The following is a 23,653-nucleotide window of genomic DNA, read 5'->3' as shown; positions in this document are numbered from 1 at the left end:
GAAGCAAAAACATGGGCGGAATCGAAAGTGAAGTTAAATTCGGAAGAAGGAGAGGATGAGGCGGATTTTTCGCATATTCAAGCTCATTCTCTATATTTTTATGATCCTGCTGGAAATGTAGTTGAATTTATTTCTCGTCATTCTACAGCAGAAAAGAGTGAGGAACCTTTTTCATCAAAAAGTATTTTAAATATAAGTGAAATGAGTTTAACAGTAGAGGGTGCAATAAAGACTGGACGAAAGCTTATAGAGCTGGGACTTAAAGAGCGTGATGACGATCCAATCAGTGATTCATCTCTTAATTTCATGGGTAAGAATGCAACCGGTCCTTTCCTCATGTGAGCTTTTGTCTTATGATTACAATCATTTTCATTTATTTAGCGATTGTTTGGAAAAAGAATAGGAATAATCAAGTCTTCCACTAAAAGGGGCTCTTATTGAAAAGAATGGTTGTCTTCTACATTTAGTAAGAGCTGCACAATTGGAGGGTGCGCCAGCACTTTCTAAATAAAGGTTACAGATAGATGACTAAACTGAATGGGATAGAGTTATAGGGAGGTTCTCTAATGAAAAGTATAATAGTAATCACTTTGATTTTTGCTTTAGCTGTATTAGGTATCTATTTTATTGTAAACCCCATGGATGTTTTTGATTTGATTATAAGATCATAGTTTTGATGAATAGGATCTTGGGATATCTCGATCTAAGCTTTCAATTGAGGGGTTTTTACTCACAATACACGCCCTTATTACATATTTAACTATTCAACATAGTGCAAGAAGAGATAAGTGAGTATTTTCAGGTAGAGGAGATAAGAAATGAAGAAGCGAAAGGTAGGAATTTTACTCTGGCGCACAACCATCCCAGCCAGGGCGTGCAGCCTTCGCCGCCAGAGGTTATGATGTTGCCATCTTGTATGACTTTTTTATCTGATAAAACTTTAATAGCAGGATACTTTTCTTGCATCAGTTTCAATGCTAAATGGTGGGTAGTAGCTTTAACAAGCCAGTTTCCCCTAATATGTATGCTCCAGTTCAAACAGTACTGATATATTCAATACTTTTATGCTTCAAAACCCAGTCTAATACCTTTTGGTTTTTAGCAATAGATTGAACCGCTCTTAAAGGACCACCTGGAATTATTAAAATATCTAATTCAGGATGACTATGATCAATGCTAAAATTAGGATTTATTTTGGTTCCGGAATGAGTTTTTATTTCTTTTCCTGTTTCCGATAGGGTAAATACTTCGAATGGTCTCATTGGTAGTAAATGCTTTTTATAGAGGGTTAATGTTTGTTCAGCTTTGTTATTTGCAGCTAATGATAAAACTTCAGCTGGACCAGCAAAATCTAAAAGATCAACATAGTCAAACTCCAAACGGGATTAAAAATCCTCAAACACCAGTTCCTAAGACGCCCCAAATGAACGATAGAGATTTTATAAACGATGCCTTAACTACGGAAAAATATTTAACGTCCTCATACTCGATTGCTTTGAAAGAAGCAAGCCATGAATCGTTGTATCGTACTATTGCGTCTGTTTCCCAAGAAACGCAAAACTGTCAGCGCAATCTATATAACTTAATGTTTAAAAACGGCTGGTACGGTATTGAAAAAGAAACTCCACAAAATATTCAAACATCCGTTCAGCAATTTTCTAACTACTTGGAAAGCCAAGATCCTTATAGAGGCAATGTAATGCAATAAGTAGAAAAGCGTAATCTTTACGTTTAATAAAAAAGAAGGCCATTCTATGGAGGCCACTGAAAAACTAACGTTTTAGTTTTATGGTGTCGGAAAAATATAAAGAAAAGGGGGTCTGTCCGTTCAGAATTGAACGGACAGACTCCTTTTTTCCTTGCTTTCATTCCTTTGGTTCGTTCATTAGTTTGATAATTCGTTTCAAGTTCACGGTGAAAATCGACATTGCTCCCTGCATTTCCATGCCAACGAGACCCGAGGAAGATACTAATCATACCCGTGTCTTTGTTTTAGTTCACTATTTTTCGCTTCAATTTTGTAACGTTCTTTGCTTTTTCACGAAAATGAGGACTTTCCTGAAAGACTTGCTGCTCCATATGTTCGGAGGATTTAATTGTGACGGAGTAAGTCTTCGACTTCGCCCCCTCTTTATAACACCCATCCCGAAGCGGGCAGATTCCACATCAAAATAATAAATATAACTTTGATTCGATGATTTCTTACCAGTACGTGCTTTCCATATGGCCATATTTTCTGCCTTACAAACATACATGCCGGCATCCTTATTGAATTCAAACTCGTTTTCTTTCTGGTGTAATGAGTGGATGTAGCTTTGACACTAATTCTAAATTATTTTGGTTTGCGTATTGGATATTGTATTTTTCCGATTAAGCTGTATCTCCAATAACACGCTTCACATTCATGCCTGTACTTTGCGTATTTTCAAGAAGGGGGATTGGCCAGATTGTGGATACTGAAACCATTTTTCCTATTATCGGAACGGTAGTGGTATTAATCAACACTAACGAAACGATCGTTGATACCGCGGTTACAGATGAAGAAGGAATACCGGTTCGAAGATGTGGCGGGCGTTTTTAATGATGATGACTCCAGTTCAGTATTTATTGCCATTAATTAAGGCCTATATCTTGATATCAAGTCTTCCGGAGAATGAGGAGGGGAACTTTTTCATACAATATTTTGGAGGTGAAAAAATGCCGAGAATAAAATACACAAGTCCCGACGTTGCCTTAATGGCAAGAATGATGAGAGCGGAAGCCGTAGGAGAAGGGAAACAAGGAATGTTGTATGTCGGAAATGTAATTGTTAATCGTGGCGTAGCGGATTGTTTAGATTTTAGAGATGTAAGAACAATTCGACAAGTTATTTTTCAAGTACAAGGAGGAAATTATTCTTTTGAAGCTGTCCAAAAAGGTAATTTATTTTATCAAAGAGCGAGATCAGTTGAAAAAAGATTAGCAAAAAAGAATTTGGATTATTGGAGGCAACACCCGGCGAAATATTCTCTTTGGTATTTCAATCCATATGGTCCATGTCCTCCAACATGGTACGGTCAGCCTTTTGCTGGTCAATTTAAAAATCATTGTTATTATGAACCAGCAGCTGGAACATGTCCCAGTGTTTATTAAGTTATTATATCTATCCAAGAAAACAAGTTTATGAAATATTGTACTTAAACTACTGGTCACTTCATAGAAAAAGAATGACAAAAAAGAAAGCAAATCACTTAACATTCCTTATAAGCCCGTTTTAGTCATTTTAGGCGGTGTCAAAACTAAATGTTTATAATAAAACGCTTAAAATGTGTCTGAGAGGTTGCGTGTTCCATGTCTGGAGTTATTACTTGGAACACAAAGCAATAGCTGCAAGATATTGTTACTATACTGCGAATATAGAGAGGTTATCCCTTAGAAAAAATACTGTCAGGATAAAAAACAAGCCAGGAAAAGAATAAGTAAAATACACAAATAAAGCGTCCTAGAAAAATTTATTCCCAGGACGTCATTTAGGAAGTAATTCCTGTTTCAATTATTTCTACGTCAATTTTCACGTCTACGGGGACGGTAGGATAAACACCTTCCCATTTTTTTAAATCAAAATTTCTCCTGCGATTTTTCAGCTCATTACCCAAACCCAGGGGATCGATTTTTAATTCCTGGAACTGCTTGATCATTTCGATACTTTGAGCTTGTAATGTTTTTTCAAAATCCTCTTCCACACTTTTAATTACGGATCCCTTCAGCTTTAAATTGATGTTTTCCACTTCATTTATAAATCCTTTAATTTTAATATCGAGCAGGAACCTAGGATGTTCTATCCCATCTATGACATGATAAGTCACTCTGGAACCGATGTTCTCCAAAACTATACGTTCTTCTTTATATTTGATTCCTTTCGTTCCTCTATTAAAATCTTGTTTCATTATTTTAAAATTGAATGCTTCTGAATAAGGTATACTGTGGACCATCTTTGCCCCATCGAAAAAAGCGATTCCATCTATTTCAACTTGACTGTCTGTTCTTTTAATGATCGGGAGAAAGGGATCCATCCCGTCAGCATAATAAGCATATAAAAACTTATGCAAATTTGTTTCAGGAAAGTTACTTTTATTTATATTTTGTTTAATCAATCCGGCTATATATTTAGAGGTTGTTTCACTTTCACTGTATTTAGCCTCAATAAGTCCTTGTGTCTCACCTTTTACGACACTGAGTAAACTATTTCGGCCGATTTTAGGGTCCCTTCCTAAGAAATCGATGATATTTTTCAGCCCATTCTTAGTAAGCTCTTCATTGAATAAAGAAATCTCTAACTTACCAATGGATATCGGTTTAGATAACTTTCTTTGAATATTTTCATGGGCCTCTTTCACAGAGTGATCAACAGCTGACTGATATTTTTCAGTAGGTGTTCCACTAGATTCATCCCTTCCGTATTGTGGAATAGCTACTGTAGCTTTCAACCGATCTTCGTCCACAAAATCATAACCTGCAATCCGTATGACAGCCCGCTCTTCTACACTATATGTTTCGGCACAACCAGTGAGGAACATGCTGCCAATTATCACCATTACGCTAATATTATTTTTCAATTTGTATCCCTCACTTTATCTCTTGCCTTTTTAAAAAGAAAGAGGACAGGAATATACATTAAGACATAAAATCCTATCATATTTGCAATGTCATTCAGTTCCTTGATTTGTTGGCGCTCGTCCAACATGATTGTAGCCACATAAAGAATGAGACAATAACCCCCCACCATATAGGTTTGCCTTATATTAAACAATCTTTTCGGGATACGGCTTGCCGCCCACAAGGAGAAACAGATGTTCGGTATGACTACATATAGCCAAAGGGCTATACCGATGAACTCAAAACGTTCAACAAAAGGAAATTCGACAATTTTCCAAAGCGATATTGTTGCCCAATTCACTTGATCCAATTGTTTTTCACTGAAATAAATAAAAGCTGTGATCGCACTGATCACATAGATGATAGTGGTAAAAAAAACGCCATAGTGCGCCCATTTCTTTGACTTCTCGGGGTTTTTGATAAAAGGATAAAAGACCAATAATAATTCAAACCCCAGAAAGCCTAAAATGCTCGTTTTAGCTGAACTAAGCAGCTCGACTAATGTATGGTCGATAATTGGAAATACATTATTGATATCTCCAGCTTGAATAGGAAAAAATTTGAGCCATAGAAGGGGCAGTGCTAATAGGACACTGATTAGACATAGACCGGTTATCATACGGAAGCCTCCAGCTACCAAATAATAGATCAACAACAGGAGAGCCAATGTGAAAAACCATACGTTTAATTGAGGAAAAACCCATGTTTGGATGACCTCAATAAAGGTTCGAAGCACCGTCAATGTCAATAGCAGTACATATAAACTGAAAATAATGCTTAAAAATCCACCGATATATTTACCAAACGTCTCTTCATGTATAGAAACGATATCACCTTTGCTGCTCTGGAGAATGTTATAAACTATCCAAAGCAGCAGATGAATAGCTGCCCCTGCAATCAAAAGACTGATCCAGGCATCATAACCAGCGTCCCTGGCAATATACGTTTCAAAACTAAGTATTCCTACCCCGAGTTGCATAGCATGAATCAGGAAAAAAACAAAAAACGGAGTAACCAATAGGTTTTCAGGAACATGAAGATCGATCTTGGATTGCCTCTTTTTATTCATCGATATCCCTCTTCTTATTGGCATCAGACGGTTGTAACCGCTCTGATTTTAATGGTCGTGTCTGTATAGGCCGTTGTGTTTGTTTATTGAATGGCAAACGAATGAATGCATCCTTCAAATCTGTGATTCTTAATGGATAAATCGGTGCAAAAAATGGTGTACCTATCGATTGTAGCTTTATTAAATGACCGATAAAGAATGCCATCACCATGGAAACACCAATCAATCCCCATAATTGCGCCCCAATAATGAATGGAAATCGAACCAGACGTATCGTGTTACTGATTTGATAGACCGGTGTAGTAAATGACGCCAAAGCGCTTAATGCTACGATGATTAACAATACATTACTCGTAAGCCCTGCGTCTACGGCGGCGGTTCCAATAACGATACCACCGACGATACCAATTGTTTGGCCGATTTTTGTAGGCAGTCGTGCCCCGGCTTCTCTAAGTAACTCGATGGAGAGCTCTAAAATAATCACTTCGAGTATTGGTGGGAATGGAATATCAGCCCTTGAAGATATGATGGTAGCTAATAATTCTTCTGGAATCATCTCATGGTGATGTGTGAGTATAGCTACATAAAGTGATGTACTTAAAACAGAAAACAATACAGCGAACAATCGGATTAACCGAAAAGCTGTAGCCAAATGCCAAGGCAGAAAGTAGTCATCCGAAGCAGAAAAAAATTCAACAATAGTCGTTGGGCATGTCAGTGCATGAGGAGAACCGTCCACAAGTATGGCTATTTTCCCTTCCACGAGAGCCTCTGTCATTCTGTCTGGCCGTTCTGTATCTAATAATTGAGGAAATGGAGAATTGGAGTTGTCTGCAATCATTTGCGTGATATAAGAGCTATCAATCATTTGATCATAATCAATTTCTTTCAAGCGCTGCATCACTGTATTTATATTTATCTCATTAGCTATCCCGTCTATATAAACCACCGCAACACGGGTGTTTGTCAGTTTACCTATGGATAATTCCTTTACTGTAAGCTCAGGTAATGGAACACGCTTACGTATTAAATTCATGTTCTTATCCAAGCATTCGACAAATGCCTCTTTCGGTCCGACGACACTGAATTCTACTTCAGGAATGCTTACCTTTCGACCTACCTTTGTACTTGCTGGTATAAGAAGTACCTGATTGTCATTCTCTGTCATCTGTATAATCACATAACCTTGTAAAACTTTCTCTTTTATTTTCTCTGCTTGGTCTGTAATAGAAATGTTTTCAACAGGAATGGCTTCTTTTATTTTCTCCAGCGAGTGTAAATCAGCCTTTTTTAAGCCAGGTAAAATAGACTCATTTAATATTTTGGGATCAGCCATAGTTTTGAGATAAGAAATGACACAAGGGGTTGGCTCTGTATGATGATAGACCACAAAGTCCTTTGATTCTTTCAATTTTTCATAGAGTGTTTGTATTGTGCCTGCTTTATTAAGTTGTTGGTTTCTTCCCCTTCTTCCCATATGAAATCTCCTTGTAGAGGACTGTTTTCTGTCTTCCATTCTTGCCACATGAATTATAAGTTATACTCTTATAGGGCAAGATAGTTTTAGAGTTTTATAAATAAAAATGGAGGAGAAAAGAATATATGTTAGTGGCATACTTGAGCCCCTTGATTATTTTAGTATTATTTTTCCTGTTTGCTTTTTTTCTAGTTGAACTAGCTGCAAAGCTCTTTCTATACGCTTGCTTGACCTGTCTTGTGTTTCTCCCTATCATCCTGGTGTATATAGAGGAAGTAAAAGAAAACAATAAATAGACAGTAAGAACAAAATCGCAACGCGATTAACTACCCGCCCAGATCAGTGCTATTGGAAATTCTAATATTAAAAAGCCTAATTTCTCAGCATAAAAATTGAGAAATTAGGCTTTTTTGATCAATAATTTGGAAGCTCGTGTCTCGCAAATCGAACAGGAAGAGCCCCAATACGACAAACAACAATAATGGTGAATGGGAGAGGTTAGCTGGTTATGGCTAGCCTTTTCCTTCTAAAACCGCTTTACCAAGGTGGTGAAATCAATATGAGAAAAATTCTGACCGTACTAATCACAATCGGGGTGTTGACTTCCGGGTGTCAGTCGGGAAATGGGGCAAAAGAAAAGACGGAATCTTCTCAGCTTATGCCTATTTCGAATACGTACGAAACCTTCAGTCAGCTCCCTTCCAAACAAGCCGAGGAGATTTTGCAAAAGAAAAACCACTTAAAAGACATTAAAGCTGTTAACGATGACAAAAAGCTTTTAATAGCTGCACAAATTCCGCATAATGGTCGCTTTCAAATCAAAGACATTGAAAAGGATCTAAAAAAGCAAGCCAAAAAACAATTTCCTAGCCATAAGGTTACTCTTTCTTTAGACCAAAAAATTAACTTGGAAAGTAAATGAGTTGAAACAGCGGATAGCGAAAAGGGAAATCAGCAAGAAAAAATTATCAAAAGAAATCGATCGTATTATTAAACTGTCGAAAAGAAAACCATAAAGGTGGGCATATGTTTTCCCGGAGATTCATAAATGATTGTAGCAGTTTTATTTTACCCTTCTCCCCCTACTTGTAGAAACATGTTTGAGGTTGGCTGGGACCTAGATCCCATATAACAAGCGAAGCTATGTCACTGCAAGATAGGTTAGGGGCTGCAAACAAAAGAAAAAAGGTAGCCTTCTGGCTACCATGACAATACATAAGTGAACCTATATGCTTAATCAAGATTAAACATAATAAATGGGGACTTCTTTAAATGCTTTTGCACCAGGTGAGCAGTACGTGTATCTAATGTTATTTTCTGATTGTAAAGAATAGTTAAGCAGCCATAAGGGATTACCTTACTAAAATCCATACATAAAAGGAAAAACGAACCATAATACTTGGGAATTGAGCAGGTTAACTACTTTTTGATTGAGGTTTTAAATCCGCATTACACCAACTTTTTGTTACCATATCTATGAAAGTTTCCTTAGTAAATTGCCCTGTCAAGAGCAAAAATTCAATTCATACAAGCATCATCATGAGTTTTTAAAATAATTTGTATTCATACCTACTCAATAAATACTTCTTTAAGGCTCCATATCTGCCCTCCTCACTTCATTTCATCCTGTACTATATGAACCGCCGTTCATGTTGGTGTCTGTCAATGCATGACTTAAAACCAATATGCCTCCAACTTGGGGTATTAGCTAAAAACTCCATCATTCCATTTATTGGTTTCTTCTCTCACTATTGCTTCTCAATAAAGTTAGAAGATAATTAAATCATTATGTAGCATCTTATTATCCCCAAAATATCTTTACCTCCCATCTATAATGTTTTCCTGAGATAAAAAAATTAAAAATGTATATATTAAAAAATGTTTCAATCTAAAACTACTGGAGGTTATAGCATGAAGAAGAAAATGCTCACCATAATAATGTCTGTTGGCTATCTTAACGGCATGTAACTTTGATAACGACAATGACATGAATGAACAACCGGAAGATGTGAATTATGAGCCTACTCGTTATAATGACGGAGAAAATGACTTAGACAATAATCGAGGGGCAGATACTGACCCGCGTGATGTTAGGGATCATAATGAACCCGATACGCCTAATAACATGGATGAAGAAGAACCAAACCCTGACGAAGAGCCATCAGAAGAAAGATGCGGTTATTAAGTAGAACCTTGATTTTGTTTTTTACTACTTGCCAGTCTTTCAAGGTTGTTTGTTCTTGAATTTGCATGGTGACCAATTGTCTCCATTTCTTTCATTAACAAATAGGCTTCTATACTTCCAGATTGCCTGAATATATTCCATGAAATATTGTCCAGAGCAATCATCTCCTTTCTTTCATTAACTCACATACATAAAGTATGTGTACTTTTTATTTAGATTGCTTCAACTAATAAGTTTTCTTATAATTCATAAAAAGGATTTCATAGATATGGTAACGTGTTTGTTTATCAATTTTTTATATACGATCATTTGATAAATTCTGCTATTTCATCCATTATCGTATCTGCCACCTGGTGGTGACCGGAAGGTATTTGTAGAAGTCGTGAAAGTAACAAGTAATGAAATCATGCTTCTCTCTAGTATGTTGTTCCCCGCAATACTGGATCTGGACTGCCTCCTTTCACTAATCGTGTGTCCTAATCCCATTTCAATGTTGTACAACAATCATAAGCTTGGGCCTACTTGTTTTGCTCAGTTTTTTACTAATAGTTAGGGTTTATGTTGTAGTTCTTATCCTTTTAAATGAGGGGAAAGCACATCCATCGACTCCTGCAGCTTCTTGGCATTGGCTGCATAGAGACGTTTCGCTTTTTCCGACTCGGTAGCTAATGCAAACAGTTCCAGATCAGCCTGGCATTTTTTCATATTCGCAAGCAGGAGGGGTTTATCCTGTGGAGTCGGCACCTCGATTTTGTCATCATATAAATCAATCGTAAGCTGTCCGGAAGCGTCTACCTGCCCAAGAAAGACATTCTCGATTGTGACGTTCTGCTTATCTAATTCCTGTTTCAGCCATGCCCGGTTCTTCCCGGCAGAAGCCAATTTTTCATCAAAAATCTCCCCGTCCATAACGATCGTGTGGGGCTCCTTTTCATTGATACTGGGCAAATCTAAGTCCTTTCTTGTCAGGGGACGATTGTCTTTCTTCAACAGAACGCTTAATTTACCATCTGCTTCGAGAACCGCATATTCTACTTCATCCACTTTAAATACGTCTCTCCCCCTTAACAGCTGTAAAAGTTCATCCGTGGTGTACTTCTCTTTTTTTAAATTATCTTCGAGAATTTTGCCATCTTTAATCAATACAGTTCCTTTTCCTTCCACCACATCACGGACTGTTTTACTGTGGAGCGACAGGATTTCCACAAAGAAAGGAAGCACCGCGAAAATAGCGACACCGATGATCCCATGCCAAATATTATTTTCCAGTCCCATCATGACTTCCGCCGCAATACTACCGATGGTGATGCCTGAAACGTATTCAAAAAATGAAAGCTCTGATAACTGTTTCTTTCCTAGTATCTTTGTTGTCAGAAAAAGAACAAAGAGAAATAATACACCCCTTACTACCACTTCCAACCATCCTGGCACTTTACATCACTCCTTGGGTTAAAAACCCTTATACTGCTCTTCTTCTCGTTCTACTTCTCCAATCCGTTTCATTAAATCCTGTTTTATTTCTTCGATGACCATCATTTGTTCATGATAGAGTTGCTGTTCATCCTCCGCGTTTGTGTTAATGGCCAGCGAAGATAAACCCGCTTCGATACTTTTGATTGTGGCAAGACACTGTTTGATATCCGCACCAACTGTCATATCTGCTACTCCTTATCCTTTTGGCTTGAAAATGAGGGCAGCAAGAGTCCCGAAAATGATGGCAGCTGAAATACCTGCACTCGTAACTTCAAACATTCCGGTCACTACCCCGACAAGTCCGTGTTTTTGTGCTTCTTCCATCGCTCCGTGGACAAGGGCGTTTCCAAAACTTGTGATTGGGATGGTCGCCCCAGCGCCTGCAAAATCGATTAATGGTTCGTACAATCCAAATCCATCCAAAACAGCTCCTGCCACTACTAACGCACTTAAGGTATGGGCAGGGGTCAATTTGAAAACATCAAACATGATTTGACCGATCACACAGATGATTCCTCCAACTACAAACGCCCAGAAAAAAATCATAGGCTCCCACCCCCATATTCAATCGAAACTGCATGGGCGATACATGGAATGGTTTCCCCTTGTTGAAAAGTCAAGGGAGATAATAAGGCACCGGTTGCTACTACTAATATCCGCCTCAATTCCCCTTTTTTCATCCGGTTCAATAGATGACCATAGGTGACAACAGCGGAACATCCTGCCCCACTGGCCCCCGCCAGTACCGGCTGGTCTTCCCGGTAGATCATCAGGCCGCAATCCTGGAATTTTTCTTCCGGTATATCGGTTCCATGTTTTTTCATCAAATCAAAGGCTACTTCCCGGCCGATGTGGCCAAGGTCGCCTGTAGCGATCAAATCATAATGGGAAGCATCAATGTTCCGGTCACGAAAATGGGTTTCAATTGTATCGACAGCCGCAGGTGCCATCGCTCCTCCCATATTCATCGGATCCGTAAGTCCCATATCGACGACCTTTCCTATAGTAGCCGAAGTGACAACGGGCCCTTCACCCTGAGCCATTACGACTGACGCGCCTGCACCTGTTACCGTCCACTGGGAAGTCGGGGGGTTCTGTGCCCCGTACTCTGTCGGATAACGAAATTGTTTTTCAACAGCGGCATTATGGCTGGCTGAACCTGTCACTATGCACTTCGCGCCGCCGTTATTGATGATAAAAGCACTTAGTGCCAGCCCTTCCATGGAAGTGGAACAGGCACCGAACAAACCAAAATAACCAGCCCCGATTGTTTTGGCAGTAAAGCTTGTCGGGGTGATCTGATTGATCAAGTCACCACCAATAAAAAAGTCCACCTGTTCTTTTGTGAGTCCGGCCTTTTCTGTCGCTCTAAGTGATGCTTCCTCAAAAAGCACTTTGTGCGCTTTTTCATAGGTATCTTCATTCAGCCACAGGTCACCATGCAAAGTATCAAAATCATCGGCCAGCCGACCATTCGCTTCAAAAGGACCGCCAACCGTACCCGTGGAAACAATGACTGGCTGCTGTTCAAATTCCCAAGTGCGCATCACAAAGCCCCCCACTGGATCAATAAGGTTTTGATCAAGCCAACGATAAACGCAGCGAATACCCCTGACATGATGACCGATCCTGCTAACTTGAACATGTTGCCTCCTACTCCCAGTATGAAGCCTTCACTCCTGTGTTCAATCGCAGCAGAAATGATCGCATTGCCAAAGCCTGTTACAGGAACGGCAGAACCTGCCCCCGCGAATTGAGCAAGACGGTCATATACTCCGAATCCTGTCAACAACATTGCGATGAATATCATGACGGCAACGGTAGGGTTTCCGGCAGTCTGCTCGGTGAAGTTATAGTTATAGATAAAAAAAGTTTGGATGAACTGTCCGATCAAACAGATTAACCCGCCGACGAAGAAAGCCTTAATACAGTTTTTTACGACCGCCTTTTCACTTCACGCTCGGATTGAAACTGTTGATATTCCTGTTGGACTGGAGTCAGATTTTTTTTCCTATTATTAGCCATGGCGCCACCTACTTTATGTTTTTTCTTGAGAAAGCTTGATCAGTCCATCTAGCTCTTTGGATAGTTTCTTCTTATCTATTTTTCCTTCGGCCATTAGCCTTTTCAGCCGCATTACTTCTAGATGTATTTTTTTATCAAGTGAGAGGGTGACCTTATAATCAGGAAACTTCTTTTCCGCTTGGCTGGTCAATTCCTTCTCAATCTTTTTCAGATGAAAACGTTCATTATGGGGAACTTGCGCAGCAATCAACAACTGTTTATCATCATTGACTGCCTGAACATCAGTTAAATTGTTTTTTCTGCGCAGTGACCGCTCAGCCTGCTCGGAAACAGACTGATCAAGCCCATTTTCATTCGAAATTTTTAATGGCTGGTTCAAATCTTTTGTTTCCTCATTGCCACCAGCCTGACATCCCATAACGAATACGAGCATAAGTAAACAAGTCAGTAATTTATTCAAAGTCCTTCCACCACCTTTACAGCGGTTCATGGCAGAATAAGGTTAGCAGTACGCTAACCTTATTCATCCTTGCCTATTGCTGTTTATATTGAGGTTCTTCCTGCTCGATTTCAGTTACACGCGGATCTACGCTGTCGATGATCGCCTGTGTCTGCTCGGCAGCCTGCTGATACAGTTGCTTGGCTTGTTGATTTTCTGTACCAAGGGCAAAGGTTTCAAAGTTTGCCTGGGCACTTTTCAACCCCGCGACTGTTTGTTTCACATCGCTGATGACAGTCATATCCATCGCTCCTTTCTTTTTTACAATAGTTATTTTTTACCTCATCCTTGATTATATGTTTACCAAATTTTTCATTATTATGATGGATACTTGTATGAAGCGTGAGGAAACCAAACCATACAATAAGCAAATCGTGGCTCGAGGATGTGAATGAAATCCACCGATTGCCGGCGCGCTTGAAACCAGTTCTCCGTATGGGATGCAGAATGACCTCTTTGACGGGGCGATGGAGATCCATCAAGGCATGGATTTCGGCTGCATCAATCGGGTCACTCCCATTTATGCGCGGCATACGCCGGCCGGTTCGTGGTTCGCCCCTAGACTGCCGATCGAGGAGGGGGTTTGATCGGCCGGTTGTTTATTAGTAGAAAGTTGGACAGTCTGCGAAGATTCATCCTTGTTTTTTGCTTCATTCCCCGTCTGACAGCCAGCAGCCAGTATCACTATTGTAAGCATTACGGTTAAAAACCTTTTCATATCTAGTTCACCACCCTTGGTCATGCGGGTAACAAAGGAAAAGGTCAGCAATAATGAGCTAACCTCTTCCGTTCACCATTATTGTTTGTATTGTGGTTCTTCTTGTTCAATTTGAGTCACACGGGCTTCTAAATTAGTAATTAATTCTTGTGTGTCTTTTGCAGACTGTTCATAGAGCTGTTTAGCTTGTTGGTTCTCTGTCCCCAGCGCAAACGTTTGGAAACTTGCCTGGGCACTTTTTAGACCAGCTAATGTTGTCTTCACGTCATTTATTACTGTCATTTCCCTCGCTCCTTCATTTCGTTATTACCATAGTTATTTTGCACAAGGGGAAAAGGATCATAACTTCCTATTTATTTCATGATATAACACCTTATCCGTTTTTCTTATGAAAGCCAGTTTATCAATAATAATAAATATTAATGTTTTATGAACGGTATCCATTCAAAGTCCAGTCACCGAAAAAGCTCGGATGAAGATATCAATTTAACTGAGTATCAAAATACATAAAAAAGTATAAACTCCTCTTAATGTGAAAGAGGGTTTACACTTTTAATAAGACTATGCAAGCGATATATTGCATCTATATATTTCAACTTAACCACTCTTCCTCGATTTCGAAGGTACGCAATAGGTATTAACGTTATTGAATCCGTAATCCAATTACTATCTATCAAAAGAATAGCTTATATAATTAGCAGAATCCTCGGTACCCTATATGGGATCGCCAAGTTCTTACGCTCTCTTTTATACCGTCTCTAGAGAAGAAGTAGGTTATATAAAAAAGCATATAAAAAGTTCGACTACATTTTTTACATCCTATAACAACGGAGACAAAAGGCGAGCGCTTTGTTCCACTAAGCGCTTGGAAAAAGAACGCTGTTTCACATCTTCTATAGTTAACTCTTTAGACTCTGATAGATCACGTTCGAATTGCACTGTGAGTTTCTTAGCCACGTCTTTACTATAATAAAATTGACATGTCTCATAATTTAAACGGAAACTTCTCATATCATAGTTGGCAGCCCCTATTTCAACTATCTCTCCGTCAATGACCATTTGCTTCGCATGCAGCATTCCTTTTTCGTATAAGAAAATATTTACGCCTGCTTCTAATAGTTCTCCATAGTAGGTACGGCTTGCAGTTCCTACTACTATTTGGTCTACACGTTGTGGAACTAATAACCTAACACGTACACCTCGTAACGCCGCCGTTTTTATCGCCATAATAATATCCTCATCAGGTATAAAATAAGGAGTAGTGATGTCAATAGTTTTGACTGCTTGGGTTATACAAATGAAATAAGCTTCTCGGATAACGGGAGTTGGAATACCCGGATTTCCTTCTAAGGTATGCACATAAACTTCTTGTTGGGTTTTTGTAGGCGATTCTGTATCAATCTCCTTGATGTGAAATTCTGTGCTCATTTCTGTTGTCCACTCTAATGATTTGCCGGAGGAAATTTTGTTCTTTGTACCTCCTGTTTGTGTATCCCTGATTTTGCTCTTTTCCACTTCAGCGATGTTCCAATGGCTGTCAAAAATCCTCTGTAAATCTGCTGAAGCTTCTCCTGAAATGTGCACATGTGTGTCACGCCAAAATCCTACGTCAGGCTTCAATCCCGTATACTCATATCCAATGTTGATTCCACCAGTAAATGCTTCCTTTTTGTCTATCGTAATTATCTTACAGTGATCTCTATAATTCCAGTTTGACGTTATCCAAGGAAAGCGCAAAGGAAAAATTGTTCGGCATTCAATGCCAACATTCATCATGCGCTTGATTTCGCTGCGAGGAAACTTCCTGCTTCCCCAGCCATCTCTTATAAAACGAACTTGCACTCCAGCTTCTGCTCGTTCGATTAATAATTCCGTAATCCTCTTACCAATTTGATCATCACGGTAAATGTAATATTCAAGATCGATCGTTTTTTGGGCATTTTTTAGAGACTCGAAAATGTGTTTGTAAGTTTCAATCCCGTTTGTAAGTACTTGGATTTTAGCACTATGCAGCCCATTTACACTTAATTTCTGTAATGCATAAGCAATGCGTGAAGCTGATGGACTAAAGGAATGCAGCTCACAGGGGTTATCACTTGAAAATGAGAGCCTTTCTTTATGAATACGTTTGGGATTTACTGTACTAATATAGAATACAAATCCAACAATTGGTAAAATAAGACAAATCGCCAACCAGTTTAAAGCCTTAGCTGGTCTGCGGACTTCGCGGACTGCTATAATTAACATAACTATTGTATTTATAAGGTATAACCAAAGAATCCACTGCAATTGGATTTCTCCTCTCTTTTTTTATAACATTTGCGAGCCTTGACTGTTTTATACATGGAGGAACTGGTAAATTGTCGTTGATTTAGTTAAAAGCTTATCTTAATGATTTAAAATAAGCAGGAAGAGTTGTTATTTAGGACTTATATGAATACCCTCACTTTTTCTCCAATCTGCATAGAAAATCTTAGTTTTATCATTATACCCATTAGCTGTTAGTTCATTATTTAGCCACTCTTCATCAAATCCACACTCACTTAAATTGTCCCATAAAACTTCACCGTCAATAATTAAGCTGATCGGTAGATCTACAAAGCTTTCTGGCAGGTTGAGATCTTGCTTGTCTGGTTGTTGATATTTAGATTTTAGCAGTGTACTGATTTGACCATTAGGTTCGAGTGTGCCGTACTTGACTTCACGTACGGAGAAAACATTATTTTGTCGAAGTAAGCTTAATATTTGATTCATATCTAATTTGTTTTTTTTCGCTATATTTCGGTCAATGATACCATCTCGAATGATTATTGCAGGTTTCCCTACCAATATAGAACGTGTCGATTTTATTTTCAAAGTAAGAAATTCTACACCCAACATCAGCAATGTCCACAAACCAACAGCATATAAAAAAGACAAAATCCCGATATCGTCTACATAAATAGTATTTTCTAAAAACCCTCCAAGCAATAGCACAAAAACTAAGTGAAATGGTGTTAGCTGATATATGGCTGTTTTTCCTGTTAAGATGACAATGAAAAAGAGTGTGAAAAAACCAATGATGACTTTCATTGTCAGTAAGTCCATACTAATAGTACCCAAAATATTTACCTCCTGTTTATAAAATTTCCATAATTTTCAACATTTTAACTAACGCAAAAAGAACATCCCTTTTATTATGAACATTTAAGCGCATATCATTAAAAATTGAACTATAACCCGAATAATGGACATTTAATAAAAAGCGTCCATTATTCGGGTTTTTCTATGTTTAAATAGATATCCCGTTTATAATGAAACAAAGTATTGGATCGGAGGGATATATCATGGCGAGGAGCTTTTCAACATTCGAATTAAAACAATTGGAGAACAACCCAAATGTGCTAAAAGTGTCTGATCGGTCTATAACGTATCACCCAGAATTTAAAAAATTGGCTGTCCACGCATATAAAGAAGGGACTAGTCCTACAGAAATATTTCTTGAACATGGTTTCGACCTGTCGGTCATTGGAAAAGAACAACCCAAACGGTGTCTCCAGCGATGGCGTGGTACTTATGATAAGTATGGGGAAGCAGGATTAGAAAATGAGCGTCGGGGTAAAGGAAGCACTGGTCGCCCTTCTTCCAAGCATCTTACAGTCGAAGAAAAACTAAAAAAAGCAGAAGCTCGAATCAAATATTTAGAAGCAGAAAATGAATTCCTAAAAAAGCTCGAAGAGATGGAAAGGCAGGCGATGAAGAAGAAACAAAACTAGCCCCTTGCGAAATATATGAGCTTATCGAACAGTTGCTTCGTAAGTATAAGCTTAAAAACATGGTCTCCCATTTATGCCAGCTGGCTGGTATAAGCCGAAGTGGGTATTATGCCTGGTTAAAAGGCGAAACAAACAGGCAGCTTAAAGAAGAAAGCGATGAAAAAGATGCGGAACTGCTTATAGAAATCTTTCACGTAAACGATGGAAAAGTGGGAGCACTTCAAATCAAAATGATCCTTGAAAACAATTATGGCATCATTATGAATCATAAAAAGATTAGACGATTGATGAAAAAGTTTCGTTTAGTGACAAAGATCAGGCGAGCAAACCCTTATAAGCATATGATGAAAGCCACGCAAGAACACGGAACCTGTGATAACCTTCACCGGGAATTCGACCAAAAGGAGCCTGGTAAGGTGTTCCTTACGGACATCACATATATCTACTATGGTAAGGGACAAAAAGCTTACTTATCGTGTGTGAAAGACAGCACTACAAAAGAGATTATTACTTATGTGATATCTAAGACATTGGAGATGGAAATTGCCTATCGTACACTTGATAAATTGAAAGAAGCAGTAGGAATGTTTCACCCCGAAGCCATCCTCCATTCAGACCAGGGAGTACATTATACACACCCTGTGTTTCAGGAGAAGGTGAAACAAACGGGGCTCCTTCAATCAATGTCGCGACGTGGTAACTGTTGGGATAATGCCCCGATGGAGTCTTTCTTTGGCCACTTCAAAGACATGGTGGATCATAAATCGTGTGAGACACTTGATGAGTTGAAGAGGAAAGTAGGTAATTATATCGATAGATATAATAATGAGAGGTATCAATGGGGGTTAAAGAAAATGACCCCGGCACAATACCGAGGTCATCTATTAGCAGCTTAGACCTTTTTTATAAACTGTCCATATTATGTATCATAGGGCTTTAAGGTATAGTCCATTTCCTTCAGCTGCTGTTTCAGGTCCTTTGATGAAATTTCATAGCCTGGTGGATGGCTGCTGAAGTCAAACAGGACGTCATCTCCATAAAACCATTCCAGCGGCATTTCATCAATCGTCCTTGTCGGCTTTCCTTCTGATGTTTCGCCATAATGCCACGGCGCATCGACGTGGGTTCCGGCATGGGTGTTGGCTGTCACTGTTTCGGTTCCCCATGCTTTACCGTCGCGAAAGGCTTCTTTCTCTATTCCAAGAATCTGAGCGCCTTGCACTGCTCCCTCTTCATGGGAGTGATAGGTGATCGATGGGGGAAGCGGCTCTTTTACCGCAGGACTTAAAGGTACACTTAAATCAATTAACTTCATAATCCTTTCTCCTTTCACATGCGATTAACCGCAACTTCCGAAATGGAATGGTCATGGCTTACCAGTTTTATACTAATTCTTCTTCTGGGCCATAATTCCTACCTTTTCCAGATTTATTCCCTTTTCGCCATCTTATTGCATAGATATGGTTGTGAATCCCCGGAAAGGAATGAGAGTAATGTACAATGGTTCTTATATGTATGCCAACCCATATTATGGCATCTTTCAGATGCACCAATGGAATAGAAGCGACAGTAACGAAACGACGGCGCTCCTCGATGCGATCAAAAGAAAAGCGAAAACCATCAACCTATACCATCGCCTATCAGGAAAAGCAACAGGTCAGCAGGAACAAGCGGCTTTATTGCAGGCATTAGAAGAAGAGCGCACGCATTTACAGCACTTCACTGAATTGTATGCCCGACTTAGCGGGACACTGCCAGAATATGAAACTGAAAAAATCACGTTCCACTCGTATCAGGAGGGCGTGCGAAAAGCTTCCGAGATAGAAGCAGAGAATTACGAAGCGATGAGATCTTATTATTACCATTCCCCTCAAACTGCGGCAGGTCACGCATTTCTACGAGCATGCCAGGACGAAATCAGGCATATGGAGCAAGCGGGACAGTTCGCAGCAAATGGAGACAGTCGTCAAGAAACAACAGACTTTGGCGGGGAACCATATGTGGTTGATATCGAAGAGGCAACACTCAACAATGATACGTTCCGGACAGCGATATGGACCGGGGAAAACTTTCAAGTAACTCTGATGAGCATAGATGTCGGCGATGATATCGGCCTGGAAGTCCATCCGAATGAAGATCAATTTTTACGCTTGGAACAGGGGGAAGGCCGGGTACAAATGGGAGATAGTCAAGACAATTTAGATTTTGAAGCGTATGTCGAGGATGATTATGCCATCATGGTACCAGCCGGAAAATGGCATAATATTACCAACATCGGCCAGACACCAATGAAGCTGTATGCCATCTATGCACCGCCTGTGCATCCATTTGGCACGGTCCACAAAACAAAAGCAGATGCCCTGGCAGCAGAAGAAAGTTAAAGGAAAGGTGCCTCCCCAATATAAAGGGAAGAGGAAAGCAGACATACGTCTGCTCCGCTTGTAGAGAAACCCCGTGTTTTTCTACAAGCTTAAGGGGCTGTCCCATAAGTCTATAAGAGACTTATAGGGGCAGCCTTTTTTCATTATTGTTGATACTGGAAAAGTGGGGCTGGGAAACGATTCCCTTTCCACGGGGAAGACGACAAGTCTCCTCGGGCTTCGCCCTGCGGGGCCTCGTCAGTCTTGCCTCTCCCGTAGGAGTCTCATCGTTTCCCTGCCCAAATTGGCAATCAACAATACAAAAACCTTCTTTTTTTATGAGTAACTCTTCAGCTACTTTCATTGATTATAACATGGGGCAATTGGTTCTACCAATGGACTTCAGTGATTTAATTCCTGAGGACCATGTGGTCCGTGTCATTCATGCCATGGTGGAACAGGTCAACGATGACATCTTTTTCTCTCAATATCAAGGCGGCGGTCGGAGCTCCTATCATCCCAAAATGATGACAAAAGTTATCTTATACGCCCTACACGCAAAAAATCTATTCCTGCCGCGAAATCGCCAAAGCTCTTCGAGAACATCTGCCGATGATGTGGCTGGCCGGCCAACAGTCACCAGATTTCCGAACCATCAACCGGTTCCGTTCCGAACGGATGAAAGCAATTATTGAACCTTTATTTACTGAGTTGATTAAGCTTCTGATCGATCAAGAGTACATATCCATGGACAATTATTTCCTTGATGGAACAAAAATAGAGGCAAATGCCAATAAGTATACATTTGTGTGGAAAAAATCCGTCCAACGTTACGAAAAAAACTTACAGGAAAAGTTGGATCAAACTTTCGCGGATATTGAAGAAGCTATTGAGTTAGACGAAAACATACTTACTAATGAGGAATCTCCTGCCAAGCGAGTAACTTCCGGCAATTTGAAAAAGTTGTCGAGCAGGTAGAAGCTCAGGTGGAACAGGCGGAAAAGGCGGTCGAAGAGGAAGCTGATAAGGTAAAGAAGAAAGAAAAAAAGGAAGTATTCCGCGCCAAACGACGTATCTATAAAACGTTGAGCCAGGACTACCTACCTCGTTTAAAAAAGTATGAAAACCAGCTGGCCACCTTCGGTGACCGGAACAGTTATTCTAAGACAGACACGGATGCCACCTTTATGCGAATGAAAGAAGATCATATGAAGAATGGGCAACTGAAACCGGGTTATAATGTGCAGGCAGGAACAGAGAATCAATTCATCATCGGCTACTCGATCCATCAGCGTCCAACAGATACCCGTTGTTTTGAACCGCATTTTCAAAAGCTGCAGGCTGCAGATCTTCCGTTCCCCAACACAATTGTCGCTGATGGAGGTTATGGCGGAGAAACCAATTACAAATACGCAAAGAAGGAAGGGTTTGATACACTCATTCCCTATAACACGATGCGAAAAGAGCAGTCTCGTTCGTTCAAGAAAGACCCAAGCCAGGTTATGAACTGGAGTACAAGGAAGAAGGGGATTATTATATTTGTCCGAATGGACGAAAGGTCCCTTTTCAATTCCATTCTCACCGTACCGATAGGTACGGATACACGCGAGCCTTCAAGGTCTATGAATGTGAAGCGTGTACCGGGTGCCCTATAAAAGAAAAATGCACGAAAGCAAAAGGAAACCGGCGTGTTTACTATAACCCGGCATATGAACAACTGAAGAAGGAAGCAAGGGAAAGCCTTTGGTGTGACGAAGGAGCACAAATCTACGCCAAACGAAAAGTTGAGGTGGAAAGTGTGTTCGGTCATATCAAAGGCAATCGGTCGTTCCGGAGATTTTCTCTCCGGGGCATCGATGAATATAGAGTTTGGGCTGGTCGCCATCGCCCACAACTTCCTGAAACAGGCGGAGTGGAACCGCCTGTTTCACTGGGGAAATAAACTCACCACGAAAAAACCACGAAGAAAAATCAATTTCTTCGTGGTTTTTTCATTTTAAAGAGACTTTTGGGACAGCCCCTTTTTGCTTAGAAGAATTGTTTCTTATCCCGTTCTTCTTTAAGTATCTCAACGGATTCCCGGAAACGCAGGGAGTGGACAATCTCCCGTTCTCTTAAAAATGCTAGACCATCATTCAAATCAGGATCATCTGACATATTGATGATCCACTGGTAAGTTGCGCGTGCTTTTTCTTCTGCCGCGATATCCTCATATAGATCTGCTATCGGGTCGCCTTTTGCTTGAATATAAGTTGCTGTCCATGGGACTCCAGCCGCATTCTGATAGAATAAAGCATTATCATGATCGGCGTAATGAGCTCCTAATCCAGCTTCTTTCATCTGTTCCGGTGTTGCGTCTTTCGTTAATTTATAGACCATTGTTGCAATCATTTCTAAATGGGCGAACTCTTCTGTCCCTATATCTGTCAATAACCCAATAACCTTGTCAGGGATGGAATAACGCTGGTTCAGGTAACGTAAAGCAGCGGCCAATTCCCCATCGGCACCTCCATACTGCTCGATCAAATACTTGGCTAGACGAGGATTACAGTTGCTGACCTTGACCGGGTATTGTAGCTTTTTCTCGTAATACCACATGACAAAGAATCACCTCCGCTTAAAATTTTTTTATACTTGCCATGGCCAGGGGCTATCTTTCCATTGCCATGGTACACCGGAATAGCTTTTTCCATACTGCATCAACGGACCGAACTGTTGTTCAAAATTCTTTTTCAGCCTGCGACTTTCCCGGGCGCAGGCATTGAACTGTTCGATTGCATCCTGATCATTTGGATGAGTATCTAAATATAAGGTTAATTCCACTAATACAAAGTCCACGGCCTGAATTGCCTCCATCTGGTGGTAATATTCAGGAGGGATGGTCGCCATTATTTCCCCTCCTCTCTGTAGGGCTTCTTTTTCGGGTAAGGATCAAATAAAGCTGGCCATAATGTCCCTTTTCTTAGTGCAACCCGGGGGTCGAACTGTTGTAATCCCGGCGGCTGGTAGGGCATGTATAGATTTGGCGGGGTAGAATAGCATTTGATTTCCCTTAGAGGGCAGGGATCCATCGGACTATGGAAAGGTCGATAGCATTTCTGCTGGGTGTACATCATCATCACCTTCCTTAACGGAGACTATTGCAATTGTATGTACACGAAAGGTCGTCCTATACCCTAATTAAAGAAGGAAATTTGTCCTCCTTAGTCGAATTATAATTAAAGTAGTCATTATTAAATGTTGGAGTGATGAGAATGTTTGTCAAAAGTATCATGAAGCCACCCCATGAATGTAAGTGTGCACAAAAACATGACAGCTTGAACTTCAATTATTCCAAAAAGTTATTGGGAGAGATTGGCAAGTTAATAACTGCTACCCATTAAAAGAAAAGCCTCTCAAGAGTTTTATACTCTTGAGAGGCTTTTAAATTTATTAAACGATTTTTAAAACCAATCAA

The 23,653-nt window shown here is 39.9% G+C and carries 26 protein-coding genes and 4 pseudogenes; 9 read left to right on the top strand and 21 right to left on the bottom strand.

The annotated features are described in order from the left end of the window. Positions 1-27: 27 nt before the first annotated feature. Positions 28-342: a hypothetical protein gene (locus B9Y67_RS02190; RefSeq protein WP_085505155.1), complete on the top strand. Its 315-nt coding sequence runs from the start codon at positions 28-30 to the stop codon at positions 340-342. A 692-nt stretch (positions 343-1,034) separates the two neighbouring features. Here B9Y67_RS02190 and B9Y67_RS02185 read toward each other — a convergent pair. Beyond that, complete coding sequence (locus B9Y67_RS02185; RefSeq protein ID WP_139823710.1) at positions 1,035-1,379, bottom strand: DJ-1/PfpI family protein; 345 nt, start codon at positions 1,377-1,379, stop codon at positions 1,035-1,037. Between the two features lie 44 nt (positions 1,380-1,423). Between B9Y67_RS02185 and B9Y67_RS02180 the strand changes: the two genes are divergently transcribed. Continuing rightward, a complete protein-coding gene (locus B9Y67_RS02180; RefSeq protein ID WP_254901671.1) occupies positions 1,424-1,708 on the top strand; it encodes a spore coat protein in 285 nt (94 codons plus the stop codon). 157 nt (positions 1,709-1,865) lie between these two features. Here the strand turns inward: B9Y67_RS02180 and B9Y67_RS02175 are convergent. Beyond that, positions 1,866-2,418: pseudogene (locus B9Y67_RS02175) on the bottom strand (transposase); the annotation flags it as partial. Here B9Y67_RS02175 and B9Y67_RS20545 point away from each other — a divergent pair. Both B9Y67_RS20545 and B9Y67_RS02170 read left to right on the top strand, forming a co-directional pair. Beyond that, entirely contained in the window at positions 2,405-2,581 is a 177-nt protein-coding gene (locus B9Y67_RS20545) for a hypothetical protein (protein ID WP_176223889.1), read from the top strand. The pseudogene B9Y67_RS02175 and the gene B9Y67_RS20545 sit on opposite strands and share 14 nt — an antisense overlap. Positions 2,582-2,697: 116 nt before the next feature. Next, positions 2,698-3,132: a cell wall hydrolase gene (locus tag B9Y67_RS02170; RefSeq protein ID WP_085505619.1), complete on the top strand. Its 435-nt coding sequence runs from the start codon at positions 2,698-2,700 to the stop codon at positions 3,130-3,132. A gap of 377 nt (positions 3,133-3,509) precedes the next feature. On the opposite strand, the gene B9Y67_RS02165 is transcribed toward B9Y67_RS02170, so the two are convergent. Genes B9Y67_RS02165 through B9Y67_RS02155 form a run of 3 tightly spaced genes read right to left on the bottom strand, consistent with a single transcriptional unit; the run spans position 3,510 to position 7,181 of the window. Then, complete coding sequence (locus B9Y67_RS02165; protein WP_085505153.1) at positions 3,510-4,595, bottom strand: Ger(x)C family spore germination protein; 1,086 nt, start codon at positions 4,593-4,595, stop codon at positions 3,510-3,512. After that, the gene (locus tag B9Y67_RS02160) at positions 4,592-5,704 is read right to left on the bottom strand and encodes a GerAB/ArcD/ProY family transporter (protein ID WP_176223890.1); all 1,113 of its coding nucleotides are present in this window, start codon (positions 5,702-5,704) and stop codon (positions 4,592-4,594) included. Before B9Y67_RS02160 ends, B9Y67_RS02165 begins: the two co-directional genes overlap by 4 nt. After that, positions 5,697-7,181: a spore germination protein gene (locus B9Y67_RS02155; RefSeq protein ID WP_139823709.1), complete on the bottom strand. Its 1,485-nt coding sequence runs from the start codon at positions 7,179-7,181 to the stop codon at positions 5,697-5,699. Before B9Y67_RS02155 ends, B9Y67_RS02160 begins: the two co-directional genes overlap by 8 nt. Before the next feature lie 508 nt (positions 7,182-7,689). Here B9Y67_RS02155 and B9Y67_RS02150 point away from each other — a divergent pair. Continuing rightward, positions 7,690-8,103, top strand: coding sequence for a hypothetical protein (locus tag B9Y67_RS02150; RefSeq protein WP_085505150.1), 414 nt, complete (start codon positions 7,690-7,692; stop codon positions 8,101-8,103). Positions 8,104-9,126: 1,023 nt separating this feature from the next. Then, positions 9,127-9,366 carry a hypothetical protein gene (locus tag B9Y67_RS02145; RefSeq protein ID WP_085505149.1) on the top strand — a complete coding sequence of 80 codons (240 nt, stop codon included), beginning with the start codon at positions 9,127-9,129 and terminating at the stop codon, positions 9,364-9,366. Here the strand turns inward: B9Y67_RS02145 and B9Y67_RS02140 are convergent. From B9Y67_RS02140 to B9Y67_RS02085, 12 genes and pseudogenes are all read right to left on the bottom strand, one after another. After that, complete coding sequence (locus B9Y67_RS02140; RefSeq protein ID WP_085505148.1) at positions 9,363-9,530, bottom strand: YqzL family protein; 168 nt, start codon at positions 9,528-9,530, stop codon at positions 9,363-9,365. The genes B9Y67_RS02145 and B9Y67_RS02140 overlap by 4 nt on opposite strands. Positions 9,531-9,936: 406 nt before the next feature. Beyond that, the gene (locus B9Y67_RS02135) at positions 9,937-10,797 is read right to left on the bottom strand and encodes a DUF421 domain-containing protein (RefSeq protein ID WP_085505147.1); all 861 of its coding nucleotides are present in this window, start codon (positions 10,795-10,797) and stop codon (positions 9,937-9,939) included. Between the two features lie 18 nt (positions 10,798-10,815). Continuing rightward, positions 10,816-11,022 (bottom strand): DUF1657 domain-containing protein, encoded by a 207-nt coding sequence (locus B9Y67_RS02130; RefSeq protein ID WP_085505146.1) that lies wholly within the window; start codon positions 11,020-11,022, stop codon positions 10,816-10,818. A gap of 12 nt (positions 11,023-11,034) precedes the next feature. Next, positions 11,035-11,385 carry a stage V sporulation protein AE gene (gene spoVAE / locus B9Y67_RS02125; protein ID WP_085505145.1) on the bottom strand — a complete coding sequence of 117 codons (351 nt, stop codon included), beginning with the start codon at positions 11,383-11,385 and terminating at the stop codon, positions 11,035-11,037. After that, positions 11,382-12,386 carry a stage V sporulation protein AD gene (gene spoVAD, locus B9Y67_RS02120; protein WP_085505144.1) on the bottom strand — a complete coding sequence of 335 codons (1,005 nt, stop codon included), beginning with the start codon at positions 12,384-12,386 and terminating at the stop codon, positions 11,382-11,384. Before spoVAD ends, spoVAE begins: the two co-directional genes overlap by 4 nt. Then, positions 12,386-12,864 (bottom strand): annotated as a pseudogene (spoVAC, locus tag B9Y67_RS02115) (stage V sporulation protein AC). The gene spoVAD and the pseudogene spoVAC overlap by 1 nt, the downstream one beginning before the upstream one ends. Positions 12,865-12,877: 13 nt before the next feature. Further along, positions 12,878-13,324: a YhcN/YlaJ family sporulation lipoprotein gene (locus tag B9Y67_RS02110; protein ID WP_085505143.1), complete on the bottom strand. Its 447-nt coding sequence runs from the start codon at positions 13,322-13,324 to the stop codon at positions 12,878-12,880. A gap of 73 nt (positions 13,325-13,397) precedes the next feature. After that, the gene (locus B9Y67_RS02105) at positions 13,398-13,604 is read right to left on the bottom strand and encodes a DUF1657 domain-containing protein (RefSeq protein ID WP_085505142.1); all 207 of its coding nucleotides are present in this window, start codon (positions 13,602-13,604) and stop codon (positions 13,398-13,400) included. Between the two features lie 279 nt (positions 13,605-13,883). Next, positions 13,884-14,081: a hypothetical protein gene (locus B9Y67_RS02100; protein WP_139823708.1), complete on the bottom strand. Its 198-nt coding sequence runs from the start codon at positions 14,079-14,081 to the stop codon at positions 13,884-13,886. 78 nt (positions 14,082-14,159) lie between these two features. Continuing rightward, a complete protein-coding gene (locus tag B9Y67_RS02095) occupies positions 14,160-14,363 on the bottom strand; it encodes a DUF1657 domain-containing protein (RefSeq protein ID WP_085505140.1) in 204 nt (67 codons plus the stop codon). A 537-nt stretch (positions 14,364-14,900) separates the two neighbouring features. Beyond that, the gene (locus B9Y67_RS02090; protein WP_085505139.1) at positions 14,901-16,370 is read right to left on the bottom strand and encodes a phospholipase D-like domain-containing protein; all 1,470 of its coding nucleotides are present in this window, start codon (positions 16,368-16,370) and stop codon (positions 14,901-14,903) included. A 129-nt stretch (positions 16,371-16,499) separates the two neighbouring features. Further along, positions 16,500-17,183 (bottom strand): DUF421 domain-containing protein, encoded by a 684-nt coding sequence (locus tag B9Y67_RS02085; protein WP_139823707.1) that lies wholly within the window; start codon positions 17,181-17,183, stop codon positions 16,500-16,502. Positions 17,184-17,407: 224 nt separating this feature from the next. Between B9Y67_RS02085 and B9Y67_RS02080 the strand changes: the two genes are divergently transcribed. Next, a protein-coding gene (locus B9Y67_RS02080; protein ID WP_139823706.1) for an IS3 family transposase occupies positions 17,408-18,732 on the top strand; the annotation gives its coding sequence in 2 pieces (ribosomal slippage) (positions 17,408-17,777 and positions 17,777-18,732; 1,326 coding nt in all). A 29-nt stretch (positions 18,733-18,761) separates the two neighbouring features. On the opposite strand, the pseudogene B9Y67_RS02075 reads toward B9Y67_RS02080, so the two are convergent. Next, a pseudogene (locus B9Y67_RS02075) lies at positions 18,762-19,151 on the bottom strand (cyclase family protein); the annotation flags it as partial. Between the two features lie 169 nt (positions 19,152-19,320). On the opposite strand from B9Y67_RS02075, the gene B9Y67_RS02070 reads away from it, so the two are divergent. Both B9Y67_RS02070 and B9Y67_RS21185 read left to right on the top strand, forming a co-directional pair. Further along, the gene (locus B9Y67_RS02070) at positions 19,321-20,217 is read left to right on the top strand and encodes a cupin domain-containing protein (protein ID WP_254901670.1); all 897 of its coding nucleotides are present in this window, start codon (positions 19,321-19,323) and stop codon (positions 20,215-20,217) included. Between the two features lie 317 nt (positions 20,218-20,534). Then, a pseudogene (locus B9Y67_RS21185) lies at positions 20,535-22,196 on the top strand (IS1182 family transposase). Positions 22,197-22,224: 28 nt separating this feature from the next. Here the strand turns inward: B9Y67_RS21185 and B9Y67_RS02060 are convergent. From B9Y67_RS02060 to B9Y67_RS02050, 3 genes are read right to left on the bottom strand one after another with little or no spacing between them, the layout of a single operon-like run. After that, positions 22,225-22,794 carry a manganese catalase family protein gene (locus B9Y67_RS02060; RefSeq protein WP_085505136.1) on the bottom strand — a complete coding sequence of 190 codons (570 nt, stop codon included), beginning with the start codon at positions 22,792-22,794 and terminating at the stop codon, positions 22,225-22,227. A 30-nt stretch (positions 22,795-22,824) separates the two neighbouring features. After that, positions 22,825-23,085, bottom strand: coding sequence for a spore coat protein CotJB (locus tag B9Y67_RS02055; RefSeq protein ID WP_062446436.1), 261 nt, complete (start codon positions 23,083-23,085; stop codon positions 22,825-22,827). Continuing rightward, complete coding sequence (locus B9Y67_RS02050) at positions 23,085-23,309, bottom strand: spore coat associated protein CotJA (RefSeq protein ID WP_085505617.1); 225 nt, start codon at positions 23,307-23,309, stop codon at positions 23,085-23,087. Before B9Y67_RS02050 ends, B9Y67_RS02055 begins: the two co-directional genes overlap by 1 nt. Positions 23,310-23,653 lie beyond the last annotated feature (344 nt).

The sequence above is a fragment of the Thalassobacillus devorans genome, assembly GCF_900176565.1.
GTDB lineage: Bacteria > Bacillota > Bacilli > Bacillales > Halobacillaceae > Thalassobacillus > Thalassobacillus devorans_A.
Note: the sequence above shows the minus strand (reverse complement) of the source record. Positions and strands in the feature narration are given on the sequence as shown.